Below are 18,585 nucleotides of genomic sequence, written 5' to 3' on the forward strand. Positions count from 1 at the left end.
CCGGATCACGCACCGGGCGGACGGCCCACCGGGCGTCCGCACGGGGGACGTCCGTCCTGCTGTGGCGTCAGTCGCCGGCCTCGACCGGCGAGGGTGAGGATTCCTGGCCGTGGCCTCCTCCCCAGCCGCGGGAAAAGGACGGGCCGACCTCGTACTCATGTCCGGCAAGAGCTATGAACCGGCCGAACCTCCAGCCGTATCCATAGCGGATATATACGGCGTAAATGTAGCTCGTAGGTGAATAGCCTGTCAATTTATCACCAAAAGGTGAAGGACTGCCCGAGCGGCGCCGGAGGCCGCATCGGCACGAGCAGCCCCCGGACCCGGCATGGCCCTCCTCCGGAGGCCGGGCCGGAAACCTGCCCGGCCTCCGGAGGAGGGACTCCGCAGCCTCCCGCAGGGTCGATCGCTCCCTAGAGCCAGTCCCGCCGCTTGAAAATCATGTACAGACTGGTGCAGACGACCGCCATCAGGCCGACCGCGAACGGATACCCACCCGCCCAGTGAAGCTCCGGCATGTTGTCGAAGTTCATGCCGTAGATGGTGCCGACCAGCGTCGGCGCGAAGAGGATGGCCGCCCAGGCCGAGATCTTCTTGAAGTCGTCGCCCTCAACGCGCTGACCTGCGCAGATGGCCGTACAGGGGGGTCTGACCTGCGGCTTTGCTCGTTTCTGGGGCTTTCATGATGATGCTGTTTTACGCGGTCGGTTCTCCCCAGCGGCTCCCCAACGGACCTTCGTTCTCCCCGGATTCTCCCCAGTGAGCACCGCTTCCAGAGAGGCAACACCGCTGGTGAGAGGCCTCATCCGAACCAGACAAGGGGCTGCAGACCGTAGTGGAAGGCGGGCAGGGTCGCAGAAGCCTCGCGCCCGCCTCCTGTGGGAAGGGTTGCGGGAGCGCGTGAGGCTTTCGGTTCCGGCGAGCGCTTCCCTGCCTACGCCGAGTAGCCTGACGAGGGGGGATCCGTCCCTCTGGAGGCCGCCATGACAGAGCCCGGGGCAGGAGAGCAGCAGGTCGGCACTCCGTTCAGCCCGGGGGTCATGGCCACTGTTGTGCTGGACCAACGGGGCGACGTCATCGGTTGGGACGCCGCGGCCCAGGAACTCTACGGGTATCTGGCGGACGATGTCCTCGGAAAGCCGGCCCGCAGGTTCTTCGTCCCCGTGGACGGACGCCCTCTCCTCGACCCGGACGTCCCCGTCGAGTCCTGGGGCGAGAAACGGGCCTTGCGTAAACGCGGTGGGGGCGTCGTCGAGGTGGTGCTGTATGTCCTGCGGCTGGGGCCCGGCGAGGCTCGACCGGCGACTGCGGCCTGGGGCATCCTGTCCGTCGCGGCCGAGCGGATGGAGCGTTGGGTGACCGACCAGGCCATGCTGGCCGGTCTGTCCACTCAGTCGCCGATCTCGCTGACCGTGATCGGCTCGGACGGTCGCGTGAAGTGGGTCAACCCCGCGATGGAAGACCGGTTCGGCCTTTATCGCGATGACTGGTTCGGCGCACGGGTGCGGGACATCCTCCCCGAGGGCGAGATTATCTCCCCGGATCTCCGAGGCCGGTCGTTCGAATCGGTGATCGATCAGGTCTATCGCACCGGCGAACCCGTCATCGACCTCCACTTCCGAAGCCCCCTGCCGGGTGACCCCGTCCATCGGTACGTCTGGTCCTGCTCCTACTTCCGCCTGCAGGACGCCGCCGGTCACCACCTGGGCGTAGGCGAATCGGCCTTCGAGATCACCGAGCGCTACGAGGCCCAACGACGCCTTGAGCTGCTGAGCCGCTCCAGCAGCATCGGAACGACACTGGACGGGATCCGGACGTGCGAGGAGTTCGTCGCCGTGGCCGTCCCCGATCTCACGGACGCGGCATGGGTCGACCTGGCGGAGCCCGTGCTCACCGGAGAGGAACCTGGTCCCTGGGGCGTCTCGAAACCGTTGAGGCGGGTCACCCACAGAGGTACCACGGGTCACGAAGGCGTACCGACGGAGGACCTTTCCCCCGGCGACAGGCAGCTGGTCCTTCCTCTGGTGGCCGGAGAGATGAGGCTCGGGGTTGTCACCCTTCTGCGCACCGCGACGAGGGGCCCCTTCAATGATGCCGACCGCGCCCTGGCCACCGAGCTGGTCGCCCACACGGCGGTGTGCATAGACAACGGACGGCGTTACGCCCAAGAGCATGCCACCGCCCTGCTGTTCCAGCGCAATCTGCTCCCGCAGGAGCTGCCGGAGCACACTGCCGTGGAGACCGCCCACCATTACGTCCCCAGCAAGGGGCCCACGGGGGTCGGCGGCGACTGGTACGACGTGATCCCGCTGTCCGGCGCCCGTGTCGGGCTCGTGGTGGGCGACGTGGTGGGCCATGGGCTGCATGCCGCGGTGACGATGGGGCGGTTGCGGACGACCGTGCGAGCCCTGGCCGCGCTCGACCTCGCACCGGACGAGCTCCTCAGCCGGGTCGACGACCTGGTCGGGCAGGCGCGCATCGGCATCGACCCCGAAGAGACGAACGGCATGGACCCGGCGGTGGGTGCGAGATGCCTGTACCTCGTGTACGACGCCGTCCACGGACGGTGTGCCGTGGCCAGCGCCGGTCATCTGCCCCCGGTCCTCGTCGCCCCAGGTGGCCCCGCCGCACCCCTGGACATCCCCGTCGGCCTGCCCCTGGGTGTCGGAGGCATGCCGTTCGAATCCGCGGAGTTCGAGATCGCCGAGCGCAGTCTGCTGGCCCTGTTCACGGACGGACTGGTGACGGGTGCCCAGCACGACCCCGATGCCGGAGTCGCCGAGCTGTGCCGGACCCTGGCCGAGTCCTCCGGTCTTCGCCCGGCCGGGATCCGGGGCCGGATCGTCGCGTCCGGGCTCCCGGCCGACGCGCGCGACGACGCCGCGCTCCTGCTGGTCCGGGTGCACGCCCTGGCCGAGGACGACATGGCCAGCTGGCGCATCGACCCGGACCCGGCGAAGGTGGCGGAGGCCCGCGCGGCCACGAATGCCCAGCTGGAGCACTGGGGCCTCGACGCCGTCGGCTTCGCCGTCGAGCTGATCGTCAGCGAGCTCGTCACCAACGCCATCCGGTACGGGGCTCCACCGGTGGACCTGCGGCTCCTGCGGGACAAGGACCGCACGCTGATCTGTGAGGTGTCGGACGGCCGCGAGACCTCGCCGCATCTGCGGCGGGCACGGCCGGACGAGGAGGGCGGCCGCGGACTGTTCCTGGTCGCCCAGCTCGCCGACCAGTGGGGGACGCGCTACACGCGCGAGGGAAAGACGATCTGGGCCGAGGTCCCGATCGGCACGGACGCCGGCGGCCTCGACGCCTTCGGCGACGTACTCGGCGTCTGAAACGAATCAGAGACAGTCACTGTTTCGGATCAATACCTTCCAGCGTCCGGACAAACGGGCGGTCGAGCAGGGCCCGGAAGCGGTCCGCCTCTGGCGCGAGGAGACCTGGCCGGCGATCCGGGCCAGGGCGAGGGCGGAGAACGGTGAAGTCCTCTTTGCTGACCAGGTCGGGATCCGCTCGGACCAGGTCACCGGCCGCACCTGGGGCGCCAGAGGCGCCACTCCGGTCGTCCGCCGCACCGGGAACCGGTTCTCCACGAACGCGATGTCCGCGATCAGCACCCGCGGCCGGATGCACTTCATGGTCTTCACCGAGACCTTCGACGCGAAGGCCATGTGCCGCTTCCTCGCCCGCATCGTCGGGCACTTCGACCACAAGGTTCACCTGATCGTCGACCGGCACTCGGCCCACCGCTCGAAGAGCGTCCGGACCTGGCTCGCCGGCCGCAAGGCCCAGATCGAGCTGCGCTTCCTGCCCTCGTGCTCACCCGAACTGAACCCGGACGAGCTGGTAAACGCCGACCTCAAACGCAGCCTGCCCCACACCCACCGGGCCAGGAACCAGACCGAACTCGCCGCCGAAACCCGCAGGTTCTTCCACAGGCGCCAGCGTCAGCCCCACATCGTCCGCGGCTACTTCGGCGGCCCCCACGTCCGCTACGTCGTGGATGAGAACCCCATGAGTTTCTGATCAACATGACCTCCGGCGTCGGCCCCCGGGCCAATTGCCGATGGAATAACCCAGTCGGGTCACCAGTCCCTCCAAGCACGAGGCTCTCGCCCCCGACCCGGTACGGGCACTTCTGAGCTGTCGTGCGAGGCGAACCGATCAGGTGGTGCCCGTCGGCAAGCTCGGATCGCGGGTGAGTCGATGGAGATCCGGGCCAAAACGCAGGGTCATGGCGCAGTCCACCGTCGCGGGTGCCGGCGGGGAGAAGCTGCTGGCCACCCACCCCCGGGTGATGGCCCGCGGAGTCCCCGTCGTCGAAGAGGCCCAGCTCACTGGGACGATCTGCCCACCGGCAAGGGACGCCGCACCACCAATGGCGATGTCATGCCCTGGCCTGCGCATCAAGGCCATCTGTCGGCGTACACGTGAACGTGCTCAGCCAGGTACGGGGGAACGTACCCAGCGGCCGCGCGTCCGCGAGACTCGGATTCCGGGTCCGGCCACCTGGACTCACGGGATGATGAGGACCTTGCCCCGGGTCCGGCCCACTTGGCTGAGACGGTGGACGTCGGCGAGGTTGGACAGAGGACGCGATGCGCTGATGTCGATGCAGACTGTGCCCGCGTCGACGAGGTCCACAAGCGCCCTCAGGTCCGCCACATCGTTGCGGGCGACCATGTGCATCGCGCTCACGCCGGCGTCGAGAGGCGGTTCGATCGGGGTTGCGATCGACACGATTCGTCCGCCCTGCCGTACCAGGGGCACCAGAGCCGCGGCGTCCTGCGGGCTCAGCGGCACCAGGTTGAGCAGGATGTCCACCGGGCCGTCGAGCGCGGTGCTCACCGGTCGAGCGGTGTAGTCCAGGACGTGGTCCGCCCCCTGTCGCAGGACCGCCTCGGTACTCCGGGGACCGGCCGTGGCGATCACCTCGGCCCCCGCGTACTTGGCAAGCTGCGTAACGAAGCCCCCCACGCCGCCACCCGCGCCGTTGACCAGCACCCGCTGGCCCGGGGCCGTCTTTCCGTGCTCGAACACCGCCTGCCACGCCGTCAGGCCGGCGACAGGAAGCGCTGCGGCGTGAGCGAGCGGGATGGACTTCGGTGCCGCGGTCAGCACGGCGGCGGGCGCCCGGACGTATTCGGCAGCCGCACCGCCGCCGTCGAGCCGTCCGACGACACGGTCGCCCACGGCGAACCCCTCCGCCCCCGCGCCGATCTCGGCCACGGTGCCGGCGACGTCCCAGCCGAGCGCGTAGGGCAAGTCCACGGGGAAGAACGACTGCAGCAGTCCGGCACGCAACGCGGCCTCGGTGGGATTGAACGAGCTGGCGGCGACACGGATGAGCACTTCGCCGGAGTCGGGGCGCGGACGCGGAACGTCGTCGTAGTGGATCACGGAGGCATCGCCGAACTCGTGGATGCGTGCGGTCTTCATCGTCGTCATGCCGTGAATCTACGAGGGCGGATGAGGACGATCCATGTGTGAGACTGCCCCGTTCATACGTGATCGTCTCGCGCTCTACGCTCGGGGCATGGATGTACTGAGCGATGTGGTCGCGGTGACGCGGACGGGCCGGCCCCGGTCGGCGTATGTGCGATGGCATGCCCCGTGGGGACAAGAGTTCTCCTCCGTACCGGGGTCGGCGGGCTTCCAGGTGGTCCTGGAGGGCTCCTGCTGGCTCCTGCCCGCGGACACAGAACCCATCCGGCTGGGCATGGGAGACGTGGTGTTCCTGCCGCACGGCAAGGGGCACATCCTGGCCGACAGCCCCGAGACCCCGGTGGCGACCCCTGCCTGCGCCCCCGACGACCCGGAACCGTACGACGCCTACGCATCGGACAGCCTCGACAGGAGCGGAGACGGCGGTCCGGTCACCGTATTGCTCTGCGGGGCCTATCAGCTCGATCCGTCCCGTGCCCACCCGCTGTTGCTGTCCCTACCGGATCTGATCCACCTGCCCGCGCACCCGGGCCGCCGTGCCGAGTTGGGCTCGGCGGTGAAGCTCCTCGCCGCCGAGCTGGAAAAGCCGGGCCTGGGCACGGACGCGGTCGTCCCGGCGCTCCTGGACACACTTCTGCTCTATATTCTGCGCATCTGGTTCGACGAACGGCCCCTGAGAGGGGGCCACACCACCGGATGGGCCGCCGCGCTGAACGACCCGCCGGTCACCGCGGCCCTCCACGCCATCCACCGTGACCCGGCGGCACCGTGGACGGTGGCGAAGCTCGCCGCGGAAGCCGGGCTCTCCAGGGCACCCTTCGCCAAGCGCTTCGCCCGGCTGGTCGGCCAGCCACCCCTGGCCTACCTGACCTGGTGGCGGATGACCACGGCAGCACGACTGCTCCGGACCTCGGACGCGCCGCTGAGATCGGTTGCCGCCCAAGTGGGCTACACGTCCGAGTTCGCCTTCGCCCACACGTTCAAACGCACGCACGGCACCCCGCCCGGAACCTACCGCCGGAAGGGCTGACCCGGAGCGGCCACGCCTGAACACGTTCAGTCGTACGCGGCCGGGTACGTTCCCGTGTACGCCGACACCATCGAACCGGAGAGCAGGTAGCATGACTGATCGTTTCAGGATCGCAACTCGTCGATTACTCATCCGCAAGCCGTTGGAAGACGTCGTCGAACTCGCCGGCATCGTGTAGCCCCTTGATCACCTGGGTCATGCTGCTGATGCCGGGATCGCGCACGATCGAAGTCCCGCCACACTCCCGAAACCCGGAGAAAAGACCAGGTCAGACAGCGGAATTCTGCTGGAGCACTAGGCGGTCACATGGACCTGTAGGGGGGCGCGGAAGGAGAGCAGGCCGAGGATCGGCGGTTGCTCGGCCGTCGGGGCGGTACGGGCGTGCGGGAGGCGGCGGGCGGCCGCGCGGAGGGCGACGGCGGCTTCCGTGCGGGCCAGCGAGGCGCCCGGGCAGCGGTGCCGGCCCACGCCGAAGGACAGGTGGTGGCGGGCGTTGGCGCGGTGCGGGCACATCCGGTCCGGGGCGTCGAACACCTCCGGGTCCGAGCCGCTGCCCATGAGCATCAGCAGCAGCCGTGCCCCTGCGGGGACGTCCACGCCGCCGAGCGCCACGGGCTCGGCGGCCACCCGGCGCCAGGTGGTCACCGGCGGTTCGCGGCGCAGCACTTCCTCCACCCACGCCTCGGCCAGGCCGGGTTCGTGGGCCGCGCGCGCCCACAGGCCCGGCTCGGTCAGGGCCCGGTGCAGCGTGGTGGAGATGAGCTGCCCGGTGGTGGACTGGCCGGCGACGAAGACGAAGAAGCAGGCGCCGACCGCGGTTTCGACGTCCACCGGTCGGCCGTCGGGGAGGCGGTGGCGGGTCAGCGCCTCGACGAAGCTGCCGGGCCGCGCCGGGGCGGTGCTCACGGTGGCGGTGAGCCACTGGTGGAACTCGCCGGCGAGCACGGCCAGTTCCAGCTGCCGCTCGGGCGTGGGCCTGCCCCAGAACAGCTCCAGCGAGGCGTCGCTCCAGCGGATCAGGGTGGCGGGGTCGACGCCGTCGATGCCGAGGAGCTCCATCAGCACCCGGCAGGGCAGGATCTGGGCGTAGGCCTCGAACAGGTCGCAGGAGCCGGTCGCGTCGAGGCGCCGCCGAGCGGCGTCGAGGAGCTCGTCGGCGATGCGCTCGATGACGGGGACGGCCGCGGCGACGCGCTGGGCGTTGAAGAACCGGGTGACCACGCGCCGCAGACCGTGGTGGCTGTCGGTGCCGTTGTTGGCGAGCGCGGGCGGGAGTTTGAAGCCGGCCCGGGCCAGTACCCGCAGCACGCCCACGGACAGCGGGGTGACGGCGTCCTGCGCGTTGTCGGGGCGGAACGCCGCCGGGTCCAGCAGAACGCGCCGGATGTCGTCGTACCGGCTGACCAGCCACAGCCCGGTGCCCGGGTCCCGGTGCACGGGGGCGTCGGCCCGCAGCGCGTCCAGCCAGGGGTAGGGGTCGCGGACGAACCCGTCCCCGAACAGGTCGAGCCGGGATGTCGCGGCAGATGCGGGCAGGTCGAGGGCCGGGGGAGTCACGGCCGGACGCTAACACGCACGTGGTCCGGCACCATCCGGGTGTGCCCGGCCCCGCCATCCTGCCGACACGTCGGGGAAGTCGGCGATCGGTCGGCGTGAGCTCTGTGACACCTGGGGACTGCTGACCAGGCATGTGAACCGTTGTCGGCTCTAGAAACCGCCCTTGACCTGCAAAGGCATGCAGGGAGCAGACAATCTGTGAGTTGCTTCGTACCGCGCACCATGTTCAAGTCGAAGACCTAGCTGTCTGGCGTCGCTGCAGTTCGGGGTCATCATGTGCCTTCGGGTCAGCAAACGGTCAGCACGCGTCCTTGCCGTGCCGATGCCCTTCGGGCACCCGGGGCGGGTGCCCGAAGGGAGGGGGATGGTCCGTGACACGGCCGGAACATCGATGAGGTGATGCTCAGAGCTTCAGGTGGTCGGCGAGCTCGCGGTAATCGCTCATCCAGAGGCCGGGGTTGCCGATCGGGTACTGCGACCGGAAGCCGATGAGGCTCTGTACTCGGGGCGACAGGGTTCGGGCCGTCTCCATGGAGACGAGGAAAGGGTACGCCTCCTCGCCGGTGAGGATGCTCGGCGACAACCCGATGCTGAGCGCGCGGCGGTAGAAGTCGGTGGTCACGTTGGCACCGCCGCCGTGCGCTGTCTTGCCGCTGAACAGCAGGGCGTCGCCAGCGTTCATGATCGCCGGAATCGTCTGCGCCGGGGTGCCGCGGTCCTCGTAGTCCGGCCAGTGGTTGCTGCCCGGAATCACCCGGGTGGCCCCGTTCTCCTCGGTGAACTCGGTCAGGGCGAAGAAGAAGTTGACGCCGGTCTCCGGCCCGCTCGGACCCATGCCGATGAACGGGTACCAGTTCTCCAGGTCACGGTGCAGGGGCTGCGCCCTGTTGCCGGGGCCGACCTCGATGACCTGCCCGGTGACCATCCAGTAGCTGCCGCACTCCTCGAGGAAGATGGCATCGGCAAGGCCGTGGAGGAGGTCATGGTCGATGATCTCCTTGCGGAAGACCTCGCTGTGGGTGATCAGGTTGGTCAGCCGCTTGGTGTTGGAACCGAAGAACTCCTTGACCGCCTTGTCGTCGACCGTTGCTCCGGGACGGATCCCGGAAAGGGCGGGCTCGACCTCCGCGTTGAAACGCGCGACCTGGTCCGAGGTGAGGAAGCCTTCGACGATAACCCCGCCGTCCTCGCGCATGATGCCGAGGATCTCGTCGATCGGTGCGTTGCTGCCGACCCTGCGCAGGCACGCAGTGGTGGCTTCAGGCATGGGCACAATCCGTTTCACTTGAACTGCCCGCCGCGGAAGTGTTCCGCGCCCGGTTGCCGTCGGATGACGGCTGAGTGACGTCGCTCTCAGGCTGGCCTCGATCGATACTGGGATCCACGTCGCTGCGCATCGCTGTGATGCTGTGGACGGTGCAGAGTGCACCGTGGGCTTTTGTGGGGCCGAGCAGCCCTCCGGCGTGGCCGCTCCGGCCGATTCAGCGCCCTTCTTCAGGAAGCCTGTGTCTCATGGATCAGAGTCGGCACACCGGAGGATGTCGTGGAGGGCCGGTCACCGGCGAGATTGGGACGGCATCCGCCAGGCTCAGGCCGGGAGGGGCTGTTCGGCCCAGATGGCTTTTCCCTCGCGGCTGTGTCGCGCATCCCAGCGCTCGGCGAGTTGTGCGACGAACAGCAGGCCGTGGCCGCCCTCGTCGAAGGTCCGGGCGCGGCGCATGTGAGGGGCGGTGTTGCTGGCGTCGAAGACCTCGCAGGTGAGCGAGGACTGGAGGATCAGCCGCAACTGGATGGGGGTCTTGCCGTAGTGGATCGCGTTCGTCACCAGTTCGTTGACCACGAGTTCCGTGGTGAAGGAGAGTTCCTCCAGGCCCACGCGGTCAGGCGATCACTCGTGAACGCAGGGGCCCCGGCGGTGGCCGCCGGGTGAGGACGTCGCGCAGCACGGTGCGCGGCGCGTCCGCGTCTCCTGTACGGCTCTGGATGAGGCCGTCGGTGCACAGGGCCGACAGGCTCCCTTCCGGTAGCTCGAACTGCGCCGTCTCGGAGGGGAGCCCACCCAGACCGAGGGGCGGGCCGATCGGCATCCCGGCGAAGTCCACCGACGTGGAGGCCGGCCCACCGCCCCAGGTGACCGACGGGGTTCCCGAGGCCGGCAGGACGTGACCGGCACTCGCCAGGGAGCGAGGCGAGACACCGGGTCGTGGACCGCGTACAGACAGGTGGCGCTGAGCTCACTATCATCCAGCCCCTCCTCACGCTGCAGCCGGATGACCACGTCGTCGAGGTGCGTGAGCAGTTCGTCCGGCATCAGATCGATGTCCGCGAGAGTGCGGACGGCCGTGCGCAGGTGGCCCATGGTGGCGGAGGCGTTCAGGCCGTGGCCGACGACATCGCCCACGACGAGCGCCAAGCGGGCTCCGGACAGCGATCACGTCGTACCCATCACCGTCCACGCCCGCGCGGGAGCCGCTGGGCACGTAGCGGCGCCGCGGCGCGGTCACGGAAGAACTGGACGAGCCCCAGGGTGTTTCCGCGTGCCTGCAGAGGCAGGAGTATGACCGAATGGAATCCGGGGACGCCCGGAGGCACGTCGCCTTCCGCCGCTGGGGTCCAGCATGCGGGAGCGGGGGATGTCGTCACCTGGCGCAGCAGGGGTTGCACGGTGCTCAGGACCCTTGCCGGCTTCGCCGCGAAGGCGTGTGTCCGCCCTGTGACGACGGGGGTTCCCGTCGTGGGCGGACAGCGGTGCGATGCGGCGCAGCTGAGCATGCTCCATCGTCACGGTGAGTGACCGAAAGGATGCAGGGTCAAGGGACGGCTGGACCGCGCGAGGCCCCAGCCGGGGCGAGCCCTGCCGACGGCGATCCGCTGAATGTGCAGTGTGCACCGGGCGTGCGGCGTCAACGGTCCATATTGCCGCTGGGCCCGTGCGCGTTCTGCTTGCAGTGTTGCGCATCACATCGCCGTTGGTGCCACGAATCCCCGGCGGAAGTCCACCACTCACAGGCAGGAAAATCGACATGACCGGATGGAACTGGGGTGCGGTGCCGTGCGCCGCACCCCCGAGCCGGCTCCTGACCAGCACGCCCTCCGCCGTAGGAGCCCTCCGATGAGCGGCACCGGGAGCAAGGGCGCCGGGGAGCAAGTCGAAACCCCGCACCTCGAAGCCGGGCACCTCGGTCGAGGCACGCTCGTGTCGCTCTCCCTGGCATCGTTCTTCCCGGCGGTCGGCATCGCCCTCGTCCCGACGCTGGTCCTCACCGCGACCGGGAATGCCACGGCCTGGCACGCGACGCTGCTCGCCGCCGTCTGCGTCGTGCTGATCGGACGCCCGATCATCGTGTTCGCACGCCGATTCGTCGCGACGGGCTCGCTGTACTCCTACATCTCCGAAGTCTTCGGGCCGTGGGCGCGCTACCTGACCGGAGCGGCCATGGTGAGCGGCTTCGTCTGCGGGGTCGGCGGGCTCGCCATGCTCGTCGGCCTTTTCGTGGGCAGTTTCGTGCACGGTCGTCAGGCAGACCCGACGGACCTGTCGCCCCTGGAGTTCCCCACCCAGGTCGTCATCTTCGCGCTCGCCTTCCTGATCGCGTCCGCCATCGCGTACCGCGGGCTGGACAGCTCGGTGCTCATCGTGGTCGGCCTGGCTGTGCTCTCCATCCCCTTGGTCCTCTTCATCACCATCGCCAGCGCGCGGCACACCGGTCTTCAGCTCGCCACGCAGTTCGACTTCGGCCAGTTCAGCCTGGGCTCCACGCTTCGTGGCGTCGCCATCGGCATCGCCTTCCTCGTGGGCTTCGAGAGCAGCGCGGCGCTGGCAGCCGAGACGCGTGATCCCCGGCGCAATGTTCCCGTCGCCATCATGGCGGTGCCCGTCGTGCTGGGTGCCGTCTACACCGTCGCGACGATTCTGCAGGTTCCCGGTCTCCTGCAGGCCGGCGGCCAACTGGCCGCGGGGGCATCACCACCCGCGGCCCTGGCTGTGCAGGCAGGTCTGGGAACGACCGTGGGGGCGGCCACCGACCTCGTGCTGGCAGCCGCGTGTTTCTCCTCGCTCATCGCCTTCGTCAACTACGGCACCCGATTCGCGCTGGCCATGGCCGAGGACGGACTCCTTCCGGCGTTTCTGACGCGCATCCACCCGAAGTTCCACAGCCCCCATGTGGCCATCGTGTCGCTCGCCGTCGCCTGTTTCACGTTCATCTCGGCCGCCGTGTTCCTGGTCGGCGACGTGGCATCCGCCTACAACGCCCTCACCACCTTGCTGGTGTACATATGGGCCCTGCCGTACGTGCTGATCGCCGCGGGTGCCATCGTGCTGACGCGCCGGACTGGTGAGCTTCGCCCGGGCCTGTGGATGTCCGCCGTTCTCGGCGGGGCCGCCATGGCCTGGACCTATGCGAACGGCTGGATAAACCCTCCCGCGGCCCCGGCGGATTCCATGGCGTGGATCGCTGTGGTCGCTGTCGTCGTCGTCCTCGCTCTGATCGCGCTGAGCTCTCTTCGACGCCGAGGTGCGCGGCAACCCGCGGCGGCCGAAGGCTGAGCCGCTGGTGATGGCCCGGAAGGGGCGGTGGGTGCCCAGGCACCCACCGCCCCTTCCGGGCGTCCGGCTCCGGTCTGTGCTCCGGCTCGGCGGGGGCGGGAAGGCGTGCGAAGGGGCCGCGGGCAGTGGCTTGCCCGCGGCCCCTTCGCGTCGAGAAGGTCCGCCCGAACCGGGTCCGCCCCGAGTCTGCGACGGCTGGGACGCGGTGGAGGCGCCGCCGGCGCCTCCACCGCCGTCCGGTGGCTAGCGGGAGGCCGGGACGCCGGCCGCCTCCGCGGTGGCCAGGGCGGCGACCTCGGCCGCCGCCCGTTCCCCGGCGATGACGGCACCCTCCAGCGAGCCGGCCCACCTGGGCGAGGTCTCCGAACCGGCGAAGTGCAGACGCCCGGCCGGTTCGGCGTAGCCCGGCCCGCTGGTGGTGAGGAGCCCCGGCGGCCAGGTCGGGACGCATCCCGTCGTCCAGCGCTCCTCCGTCCAGTTCATCTCGTGGTACTCGTCGGGATGGAGGGCCTCCTCGCCGAACGCACGGGCCAAGCCCGCGAGGACCGCCTCACGACGCCGGACCGGGTCGGTCGGCATAGGGTCGGGCAGATCCACACTCCTCCCGCCGTCGCCTCGCGCGAATCCGACGAGGACGCCCTGCTTCTCCCCGGGCGGCGTGTCGTCGAAGGTCAGCATCAAAGGCGCGCTGTCGCTCATGGTCGCGCCGCTGAGGCCCTGACGACGCCAGAAGGGCTCCGGATAGACCACATGGACCTTGTAGGCGTGCAGCATCGACATGCGCTCACCCATGGTCCGTTGGGGCAGCGGGAGCTGGGGATCCACACTGATGGCCGCGCGGTCGGAAGGGCTCATCGCGACCACCACGCGTCGAGCGTGATGGGTCCGGCCGGGTGTGTCGACCTCGACGTGGTCGTCGTACTGCCGGATCGCAAGGGTCGGGGAATCGAGGACGACGCGGTCTCCCAGTTCGGCGGCCATCCTCAGGCTCAGCTCGGCCGACCCGCCGGTGAACGAGCGTTCGTCGCCGCCGGAGAGAGACGCGAGGAGCGTCTCCACGCCGCCGATCGCGCGCAGATGACGGAGGACGAAGAGCAAGGACAGGTCGCCGGGCGTACCGCCGAGGGTCAGCGTGGCGATGATGGCCCACAGCGTGCGCGCCGTGGCCGACTTGGTGCTGCGGTTCACCCATGACGCGAAGGTGAGGGCGTCCAGTTCGGCCGCCTCCGGCGTCCCCAGCGCCTCGTCTCCCCGGTAGCGCTTGCCCAGGCGGTCCAGACGGAGCAAGGACCGCGCGAAGTCCGCCGAACCCAGCGGGTCGGCGGTCCACGGCATCGATCCGCTGAACTTGATCACGCGACCGCGGCGCTCGAACACCGCCTTTCCGCGCTCGTTGTGGGGCCAGGTCGACACGCCGAGCTCTTCTCCCAGCGCGATCAGCCGCTTGTACTCGGGACCGACCAGCTGGCCGCCTTCCTCCACGTACCGGCCGTTCCCGAGCCGGTGGAGCTTCGTACGCCCACCGACCCTGTCGCGGGCCTCGAGGACTCGCAGGGAGGTGATGCCCGCCTGGACGAGACGGCGTGCCGAGACGAGCCCGGACAGGCCGGCCCCCACCACGATCACGTCGACCGTAGAGTTCTCAGGTTCCATGTATTCCTCGCTCTACCCGGATCTTGTGCTTCAGTTCACCTTCGCGACCGGCTTCGCCACCGCTCTACGCCAACCCCCACCGGGTGCGGTCCGCCGGCGGTGCACTGTTCACCAGGCTCTGGGGAGGGCCCTTCGTTCTGTTCGCCGGGAATTCGGGGGCATCGACGGGCAGGCCCCCAGGAGCACGGGGTGGGTCCCCGACCCGTACTGCGGTCGGGGACCCACCCCGTGAGTGAGAAAGCGGCCTTCTCGGCGCCGGCGGCGTGCTGTGAACCGCTACTCCCTTGGGGCCTCGGCCTTCGGTTCGGCTTCTCTCCCCGTCAGGATCAGGTGCTCGATGTGCGGAGAATCGTGTTCCGAGTTTCCTTGTCCGTTCCGGCTGCCCAGCCACCCGAGCAGGAATGCCGCCGGCACGGAGATCAGGCCGGTGGTCTGGAGCGGATACCAGTTGAAGTCCGCGTCCGGGAACAGTGCGAACGAGTTACCGGAGATCGGGGGCGAGGCGATGGTGAGGGCGAGGCAGCTCAGGAGTCCGCCGTAGACGGACCACAACAGCCCTCGACGATTGAACGTGCGCCAGAACAGGGAGTAGACCAGCGCGGGAAAGACCGCCGACGCGGAAAGGTTCACCACGATGATGATCAGGAAGTCGATGGGGAACTCGTGCAGGGCGGCGGACATCGTCAGTGCCAGGACGCAGAGGGCGATGATGACCGGACGAAGCAGCCATGCTTCCTTGGTCTCGGCGTCGATGCGCCTGCCGTGTGCCAGTCCGTCGTGCACGGTGGAGACGGCAGCGGCGAAAGTCGCACTCGTCACGGTCGAGAGCACCGCGAGGAAAGTGACACACGCCATCACGGTGATGAGGACGACCCGTACTGTCGAGCCGTAGGGAAACAGGTCCGCGGCCATGAGGATCACGGCGGACTGCCCGTTGCCGTCGATCGCCGTGACGTCCAGGCCCTCCAGCATGGCCGCCGTCGCGAAACCCGCCGCGATCAACAGGAAGACGATCACACCTCCCAGCCCCGCCGCGATGCTCATGGAGCGTCGCGCCGAGCGCCCGGAGCGGGACGCGGCCACACGCAGGACCAACGGGGGCAGCACGGCCATGCCGAGAACCTCGACGATGTTGTCGCCGAACCTGTCGAGCCCTGCGACGCTCGTCGTGTAGACCCACATGCCGGGGGCCATGTATCTGTCCGGATCACTGCTCCCGCGCGCCGCGGACGCGAGCAGTCGTTCCGGGTTCCACCCGAACCTGGCGAGGGCCAGCAGCGTGATCGCCGCAAGCACCAGGATGGTCAGGGGCACCTTGACCATCTGTATGACACTGATTCCGCGCAGATCGGCCACCGAGGCGAAGCAGGCGACGAGGACGCCCATCAGCACCGTGCACACCACCTGGGCCCCGGGCGTCGACATGCCGATCAGCAGAGCCGCGCTGAGACCGGCGGCGCGCAGCTGGATCAGGAGCACGGGGATCGCGATGACCAGGGTCACCACGGCCGCGGCGATGCGGGGCGCCGCCCCTGACGCCCGCAGGGAGAAGAGACCGCCCAACGTGTAACGACCGCTGTTCCGGATCCTCTGCGCCAGCAGCAGCATCACCCCCATCGACATCATGATCTGGACCCCGAAGGAGATCCCGTCGTAGCCGTACAGGGTGACGGTCGCGGGGATGGTCAGCAGTGTGGCGATCGAGAGCCACTCGCCCGCCAGGGCGACTCCGTTGAAGACCGGGGAGAGAGAACGGTCGGCGATGTAGAGCCTTTCCGGATGGTCCTCCTGACCGGCGGAGAGCGTGAAGAGCCACAGCATCGACAATCCGACGCACACCAGGAAGGCGACGATCACGGGGCCTCTGGCATCGGAACCGATCGGGACGATCACGCCCTCACCGCTGAACGTGTCCGAGATGAAAGTCCGCAAGGTCATCGCTTCACCGCCAGGGCCCATGAGCGGGAGAAGCGACCGGCGTCTCGGACTGATCCATGCCGAGCCTCAGAGAATTCTCGACAGGATCGCACAGGCGCGTGGCGCACGTTTCGTACCGCCAGGCAGCGCCGATGAACAGGACGACCTGGAGGATGGCGAACAGGATACCCAGGGTGAATCGTCCGTGAAGCGACGTGCCGGGTATGTCCGTGAACGAGCCCAGGGTGCTGATGCCGAAGGGAACCGCATTGACGAGGAAGAAGGAGCGCTGCGTGCTGCGGATGGCATCGCGGAGGCTTTCACGGTGTCGCGGAGAGGAGCCGTCCGAGTAGTGCGACCTCGGAGGGGACTGGGGATGCACGGATACCTCCGGCGAGTACGGGTAGGTGGCTGCGGCGTGCAGCATCGAGGCGGCGCGGGGACCAGGGAACGGGCTCGTCACCGCAACGTGGATCAGGTGAAGGCGGGAATCTCCGCAGGCACGGCCCGTACGTGGGAGTCCCTGACGACCTGCACGATGGGCAGGTCGTCAGGGACTGCACTCACGCGATGCGCGTCCGCGGCGCCGAAACCCCGGTGGCGTCGGCGCTCCGGCAGAAGAACTCACGGGGTCCGAGGACGGACGGGCCGGCGCAGGACACTGGAGGTCCTCACCGTTGACGCCGCAGTGGGTGGCCGGACTCGCCCTACGGACGTGGTGATCAGGTGGTGATCTCCTCGACGACGACCTCCACGACCTCGGCCGGGCGCTCACCGTCGGAGCTGTGGCGCGCGTATCGGGCCAGGTCGTCGAAGAAGGTGCGGGCGTCGATGACCTCGGGGCCGTGGACGCCCGGCCGGTCGACCCGACCCCGCGCCGCCATCAGTGTCGCCACGGCCAGGGGGATGCCGGTCATGGTCGCCATGCTGTCGTCGGGTACGACGAGGGGCCTGGCGCCGACCCGTACGCGCTTGCCGTTCCTGGTGCCCTCGGCGACGGCGAAGAGCACCGGCAGGGACGGCGCGGGACCCGCCGCGGATCCCATCGTGTTCGGTTCGAGAACCAGGGCCTGGCTCGCCTCGGCCACATCGAGCTCACCGGAGCGGACCCGGTCCGCCGTGCGGATCACCGCCTCCATCAGCCGCGGACGGGACGACATGAGGTTGAGGGACTCCCGCACGCCGTCGCGGTACCGGGGGAGGGTCAGCGGCTCGGGATGACCGCAGACCCAGACCGGGGACTCTCCCCGTCCCGGGTAGCTGATCGTGCGCTCCTCGAGCGGCTGGGCGTCGGCGAGACCGCCGTCGCGCCACGCCTTGATCGTCGCAGTGCAGTTGTGGATCCAGTGCTCCACCGCCGCGGAGGACCGCACGTCGGTGTCGACCTCGGCACGCTGGAATCCGGAGGCGCGCCAGGAGGTGTAGATCGTCTCCACCGCCTCGCACTCGTCCATGGCCAGGACGCCGAGGAGGTTGCTGATGCCGGGGCTCGCGCCGACTCCGACCACCGCCGTGATGCCGGCCTCGCGTGCGTCGGCGTCGAGATCGAGCATCTCGAGAGTCGGCTCGAAGTCGTCACAGATGTCGAGGTAGTGCGTCCTTGTCGCGATCGCGGCACGCAGAACGAGCGGACCGAACTGGTAGAACGGCCCCGCCGTGTTGAGTACGAAGTCGACATCGGCGAGCGCGCCGGCGAGCCCGTCCGCGTCGTAGATGTCCAGCGCGAGCGGTTTCGCCCGAGGGCCGAGCTCGTCGGCCAGTGCCTTGGCGGCCTGTTCGTTCCTGTCGGCGATGAGGACCTCGGCGATCTCCTCGGCGCCGGCCAGCACTCGGCAGGCGTGGGCGCCCATCTCTCCCGCGCCGCCCGTGACGAGGACTCGCTTTCCTGTGCGGTGTTCAGCAGCCATCGTGGGTCTCACTCTCCTGTTTGTCGGCGGAAGTCGGGTCCTGGAGACGGTCGGGAGACGCGTGCTCGATGTCGGCGTCGAGCGCAGCACGCTCGCTCGCGGTGAGCGGCCGTGAGCGGCGAGCCTCGACGTCCCAGGCCACGAGCGTCGCTTCGGAGCGGTTGCGGACAGTGCCCGCGGCGTCGAGGAGCAGCTCCGCCAGGTCGAAACTCGAGCGGCCCACGCGCACCGGCCGCATGACGACCTGCAGCGGGCCGTCCTCCTCGAGGATCTCCCTGAGGTACTCCATCCGGTGCGAGGCCACGACGTACGCGGGCGCGCGGGTCCGCCAACGGTCGCGCAGGTACTCCATCCGCGCCTGTTCGAAGGCCTTGGGGTAGACGGCGGCGGTCAGGTGGCCCAGGTAGTCGAAGTCGTACGTCCACGGGTGCACCGTCGTTGTCCAGCTCATGGCGTGGTCCAGGTCAATGCGATCTCCAGGGTCTTGACATCGGATGCGCGAGAACCGTTTTATATCAAGCGTC

Annotated in this window: 14 protein-coding genes and 2 pseudogenes; 4 read left to right on the top strand and 12 right to left on the bottom strand. The window is 69.1% G+C overall.

Annotated elements, in window-relative coordinates:
• Nucleotides 1-413 precede the first annotated feature (413 nt).
• A pseudogene (locus SVTN_RS42490) lies at nt 414-599 on the bottom strand (CorA family divalent cation transporter); the annotation flags it as partial.
• A gap of 384 nt (nt 600-983) precedes the next feature.
• Between SVTN_RS42490 and SVTN_RS30030 the strand changes: the two are divergent.
• Together SVTN_RS30030 and SVTN_RS30035 are read left to right on the top strand one after the other, a co-directional pair.
• The gene (locus tag SVTN_RS30030; RefSeq protein WP_078908553.1) at nt 984-3,338 is read left to right on the top strand and encodes a SpoIIE family protein phosphatase; all 2,355 of its coding nucleotides are present in this window, start codon (nt 984-986) and stop codon (nt 3,336-3,338) included.
• 28 nt (nt 3,339-3,366) lie between these two features.
• Nucleotides 3,367-4,029 carry an IS630 family transposase gene (locus SVTN_RS30035; protein ID WP_218922722.1) on the top strand — a complete coding sequence of 221 codons (663 nt, stop codon included), beginning with the start codon at nt 3,367-3,369 and terminating at the stop codon, nt 4,027-4,029.
• Nucleotides 4,030-4,518: 489 nt separating this feature from the next.
• On the opposite strand, the gene SVTN_RS30040 is transcribed toward SVTN_RS30035, so the two are convergent.
• Nucleotides 4,519-5,451: an NADP-dependent oxidoreductase gene (locus SVTN_RS30040; RefSeq protein ID WP_218922688.1), complete on the bottom strand. Its 933-nt coding sequence runs from the start codon at nt 5,449-5,451 to the stop codon at nt 4,519-4,521.
• Nucleotides 5,452-5,539: 88 nt separating this feature from the next.
• On the opposite strand from SVTN_RS30040, the gene SVTN_RS30045 reads away from it, so the two are divergent.
• On the top strand, nt 5,540-6,478 hold the full coding sequence (locus SVTN_RS30045; RefSeq protein WP_041134385.1) for an AraC family transcriptional regulator: 939 nt from the start codon (nt 5,540-5,542) through the stop codon (nt 6,476-6,478).
• Between the two features lie 294 nt (nt 6,479-6,772).
• On the opposite strand, the gene SVTN_RS30050 is transcribed toward SVTN_RS30045, so the two are convergent.
• The 5 genes and pseudogenes from SVTN_RS30050 to SVTN_RS46655 all read right to left on the bottom strand — a co-directional run.
• Nucleotides 6,773-8,035, bottom strand: coding sequence for a cytochrome P450 (locus SVTN_RS30050; RefSeq protein ID WP_052499375.1), 1,263 nt, complete (start codon nt 8,033-8,035; stop codon nt 6,773-6,775).
• 403 nt (nt 8,036-8,438) lie between these two features.
• Nucleotides 8,439-9,302: a phytanoyl-CoA dioxygenase family protein gene (locus tag SVTN_RS30055; protein WP_041131908.1), complete on the bottom strand. Its 864-nt coding sequence runs from the start codon at nt 9,300-9,302 to the stop codon at nt 8,439-8,441.
• 321 nt (nt 9,303-9,623) lie between these two features.
• On the bottom strand, nt 9,624-9,911 hold the full coding sequence (locus tag SVTN_RS46645) for an ATP-binding protein (protein ID WP_052499376.1): 288 nt from the start codon (nt 9,909-9,911) through the stop codon (nt 9,624-9,626).
• 4 nt (nt 9,912-9,915) lie between these two features.
• Nucleotides 9,916-10,122: a SpoIIE family protein phosphatase gene (locus SVTN_RS46650; RefSeq protein WP_425429022.1), complete on the bottom strand. Its 207-nt coding sequence runs from the start codon at nt 10,120-10,122 to the stop codon at nt 9,916-9,918.
• Between the two features lie 158 nt (nt 10,123-10,280).
• Nucleotides 10,281-10,436: pseudogene (locus SVTN_RS46655) on the bottom strand (SpoIIE family protein phosphatase); the annotation flags it as partial.
• Between the two features lie 711 nt (nt 10,437-11,147).
• On the opposite strand from SVTN_RS46655, the gene SVTN_RS30065 reads away from it, so the two are divergent.
• The gene (locus SVTN_RS30065; RefSeq protein WP_041134387.1) at nt 11,148-12,584 is read left to right on the top strand and encodes an APC family permease; all 1,437 of its coding nucleotides are present in this window, start codon (nt 11,148-11,150) and stop codon (nt 12,582-12,584) included.
• 243 nt (nt 12,585-12,827) lie between these two features.
• Here the strand turns inward: SVTN_RS30065 and SVTN_RS30070 are convergent, their stop codons facing one another.
• The 5 genes from SVTN_RS30070 to SVTN_RS30090 form a co-directional block, all read right to left on the bottom strand.
• The gene (locus SVTN_RS30070) at nt 12,828-14,237 is read right to left on the bottom strand and encodes a flavin monoamine oxidase family protein (RefSeq protein WP_041131909.1); all 1,410 of its coding nucleotides are present in this window, start codon (nt 14,235-14,237) and stop codon (nt 12,828-12,830) included.
• 276 nt (nt 14,238-14,513) lie between these two features.
• Nucleotides 14,514-16,175: a sodium:solute symporter family transporter gene (locus tag SVTN_RS30075; protein ID WP_052499378.1), complete on the bottom strand. Its 1,662-nt coding sequence runs from the start codon at nt 16,173-16,175 to the stop codon at nt 14,514-14,516.
• 4 nt (nt 16,176-16,179) lie between these two features.
• The gene (locus tag SVTN_RS30080; RefSeq protein WP_159026509.1) at nt 16,180-16,536 is read right to left on the bottom strand and encodes a DUF485 domain-containing protein; all 357 of its coding nucleotides are present in this window, start codon (nt 16,534-16,536) and stop codon (nt 16,180-16,182) included.
• A gap of 340 nt (nt 16,537-16,876) precedes the next feature.
• The gene (locus SVTN_RS30085) at nt 16,877-18,061 is read right to left on the bottom strand and encodes a saccharopine dehydrogenase family protein (RefSeq protein ID WP_078908554.1); all 1,185 of its coding nucleotides are present in this window, start codon (nt 18,059-18,061) and stop codon (nt 16,877-16,879) included.
• Nucleotides 18,051-18,512 (bottom strand): acyl-CoA thioesterase, encoded by a 462-nt coding sequence (locus SVTN_RS30090; protein WP_078908555.1) that lies wholly within the window; start codon nt 18,510-18,512, stop codon nt 18,051-18,053. The genes SVTN_RS30085 and SVTN_RS30090 overlap by 11 nt, the downstream gene beginning before the upstream one ends.
• Between the last annotated feature and the right edge of the window lie 73 nt (nt 18,513-18,585).

Origin of the sequence: Streptomyces vietnamensis, assembly GCF_000830005.1 — a bacterium.
Taxonomy (GTDB): Bacteria; Actinomycetota; Actinomycetes; order Streptomycetales; family Streptomycetaceae; genus Streptomyces; species Streptomyces vietnamensis.

Bases quoted from the DNA above. Each gene is read 5' to 3' on its own strand.
- SVTN_RS30040 (WP_218922688.1), bottom strand. From the start codon at position 5,451: ATGACGACGATGAAGACCGCACGCATCCACGAGTTCGGCGATGCCTCC.
- SVTN_RS30070 (WP_041131909.1), bottom strand. From the start codon at position 14,237: ATGGAACCTGAGAACTCTACGGTCGACGTGATCGTGGTGGGGGCCGGC.
- SVTN_RS30045 (WP_041134385.1), top strand. From the start codon at position 5,540: ATGGATGTACTGAGCGATGTGGTCGCGGTGACGCGGACGGGCCGGCCC.
- SVTN_RS30065 (WP_041134387.1), top strand. From the start codon at position 11,148: ATGAGCGGCACCGGGAGCAAGGGCGCCGGGGAGCAAGTCGAAACCCCG.
- SVTN_RS30075 (WP_052499378.1), bottom strand. From the start codon at position 16,175: ATGACCTTGCGGACTTTCATCTCGGACACGTTCAGCGGTGAGGGCGTG.
- SVTN_RS46650 (WP_425429022.1), bottom strand. From the start codon at position 10,122: ATGCCGATCGGCCCGCCCCTCGGTCTGGGTGGGCTCCCCTCCGAGACG.
- SVTN_RS30090 (WP_078908555.1), bottom strand. From the start codon at position 18,512: ATGAGCTGGACAACGACGGTGCACCCGTGGACGTACGACTTCGACTAC.
- SVTN_RS30055 (WP_041131908.1), bottom strand. From the start codon at position 9,302: ATGCCTGAAGCCACCACTGCGTGCCTGCGCAGGGTCGGCAGCAACGCA.
- SVTN_RS30030 (WP_078908553.1), top strand. From the start codon at position 984: ATGACAGAGCCCGGGGCAGGAGAGCAGCAGGTCGGCACTCCGTTCAGC.
- SVTN_RS30085 (WP_078908554.1), bottom strand. From the start codon at position 18,061: ATGGCTGCTGAACACCGCACAGGAAAGCGAGTCCTCGTCACGGGCGGC.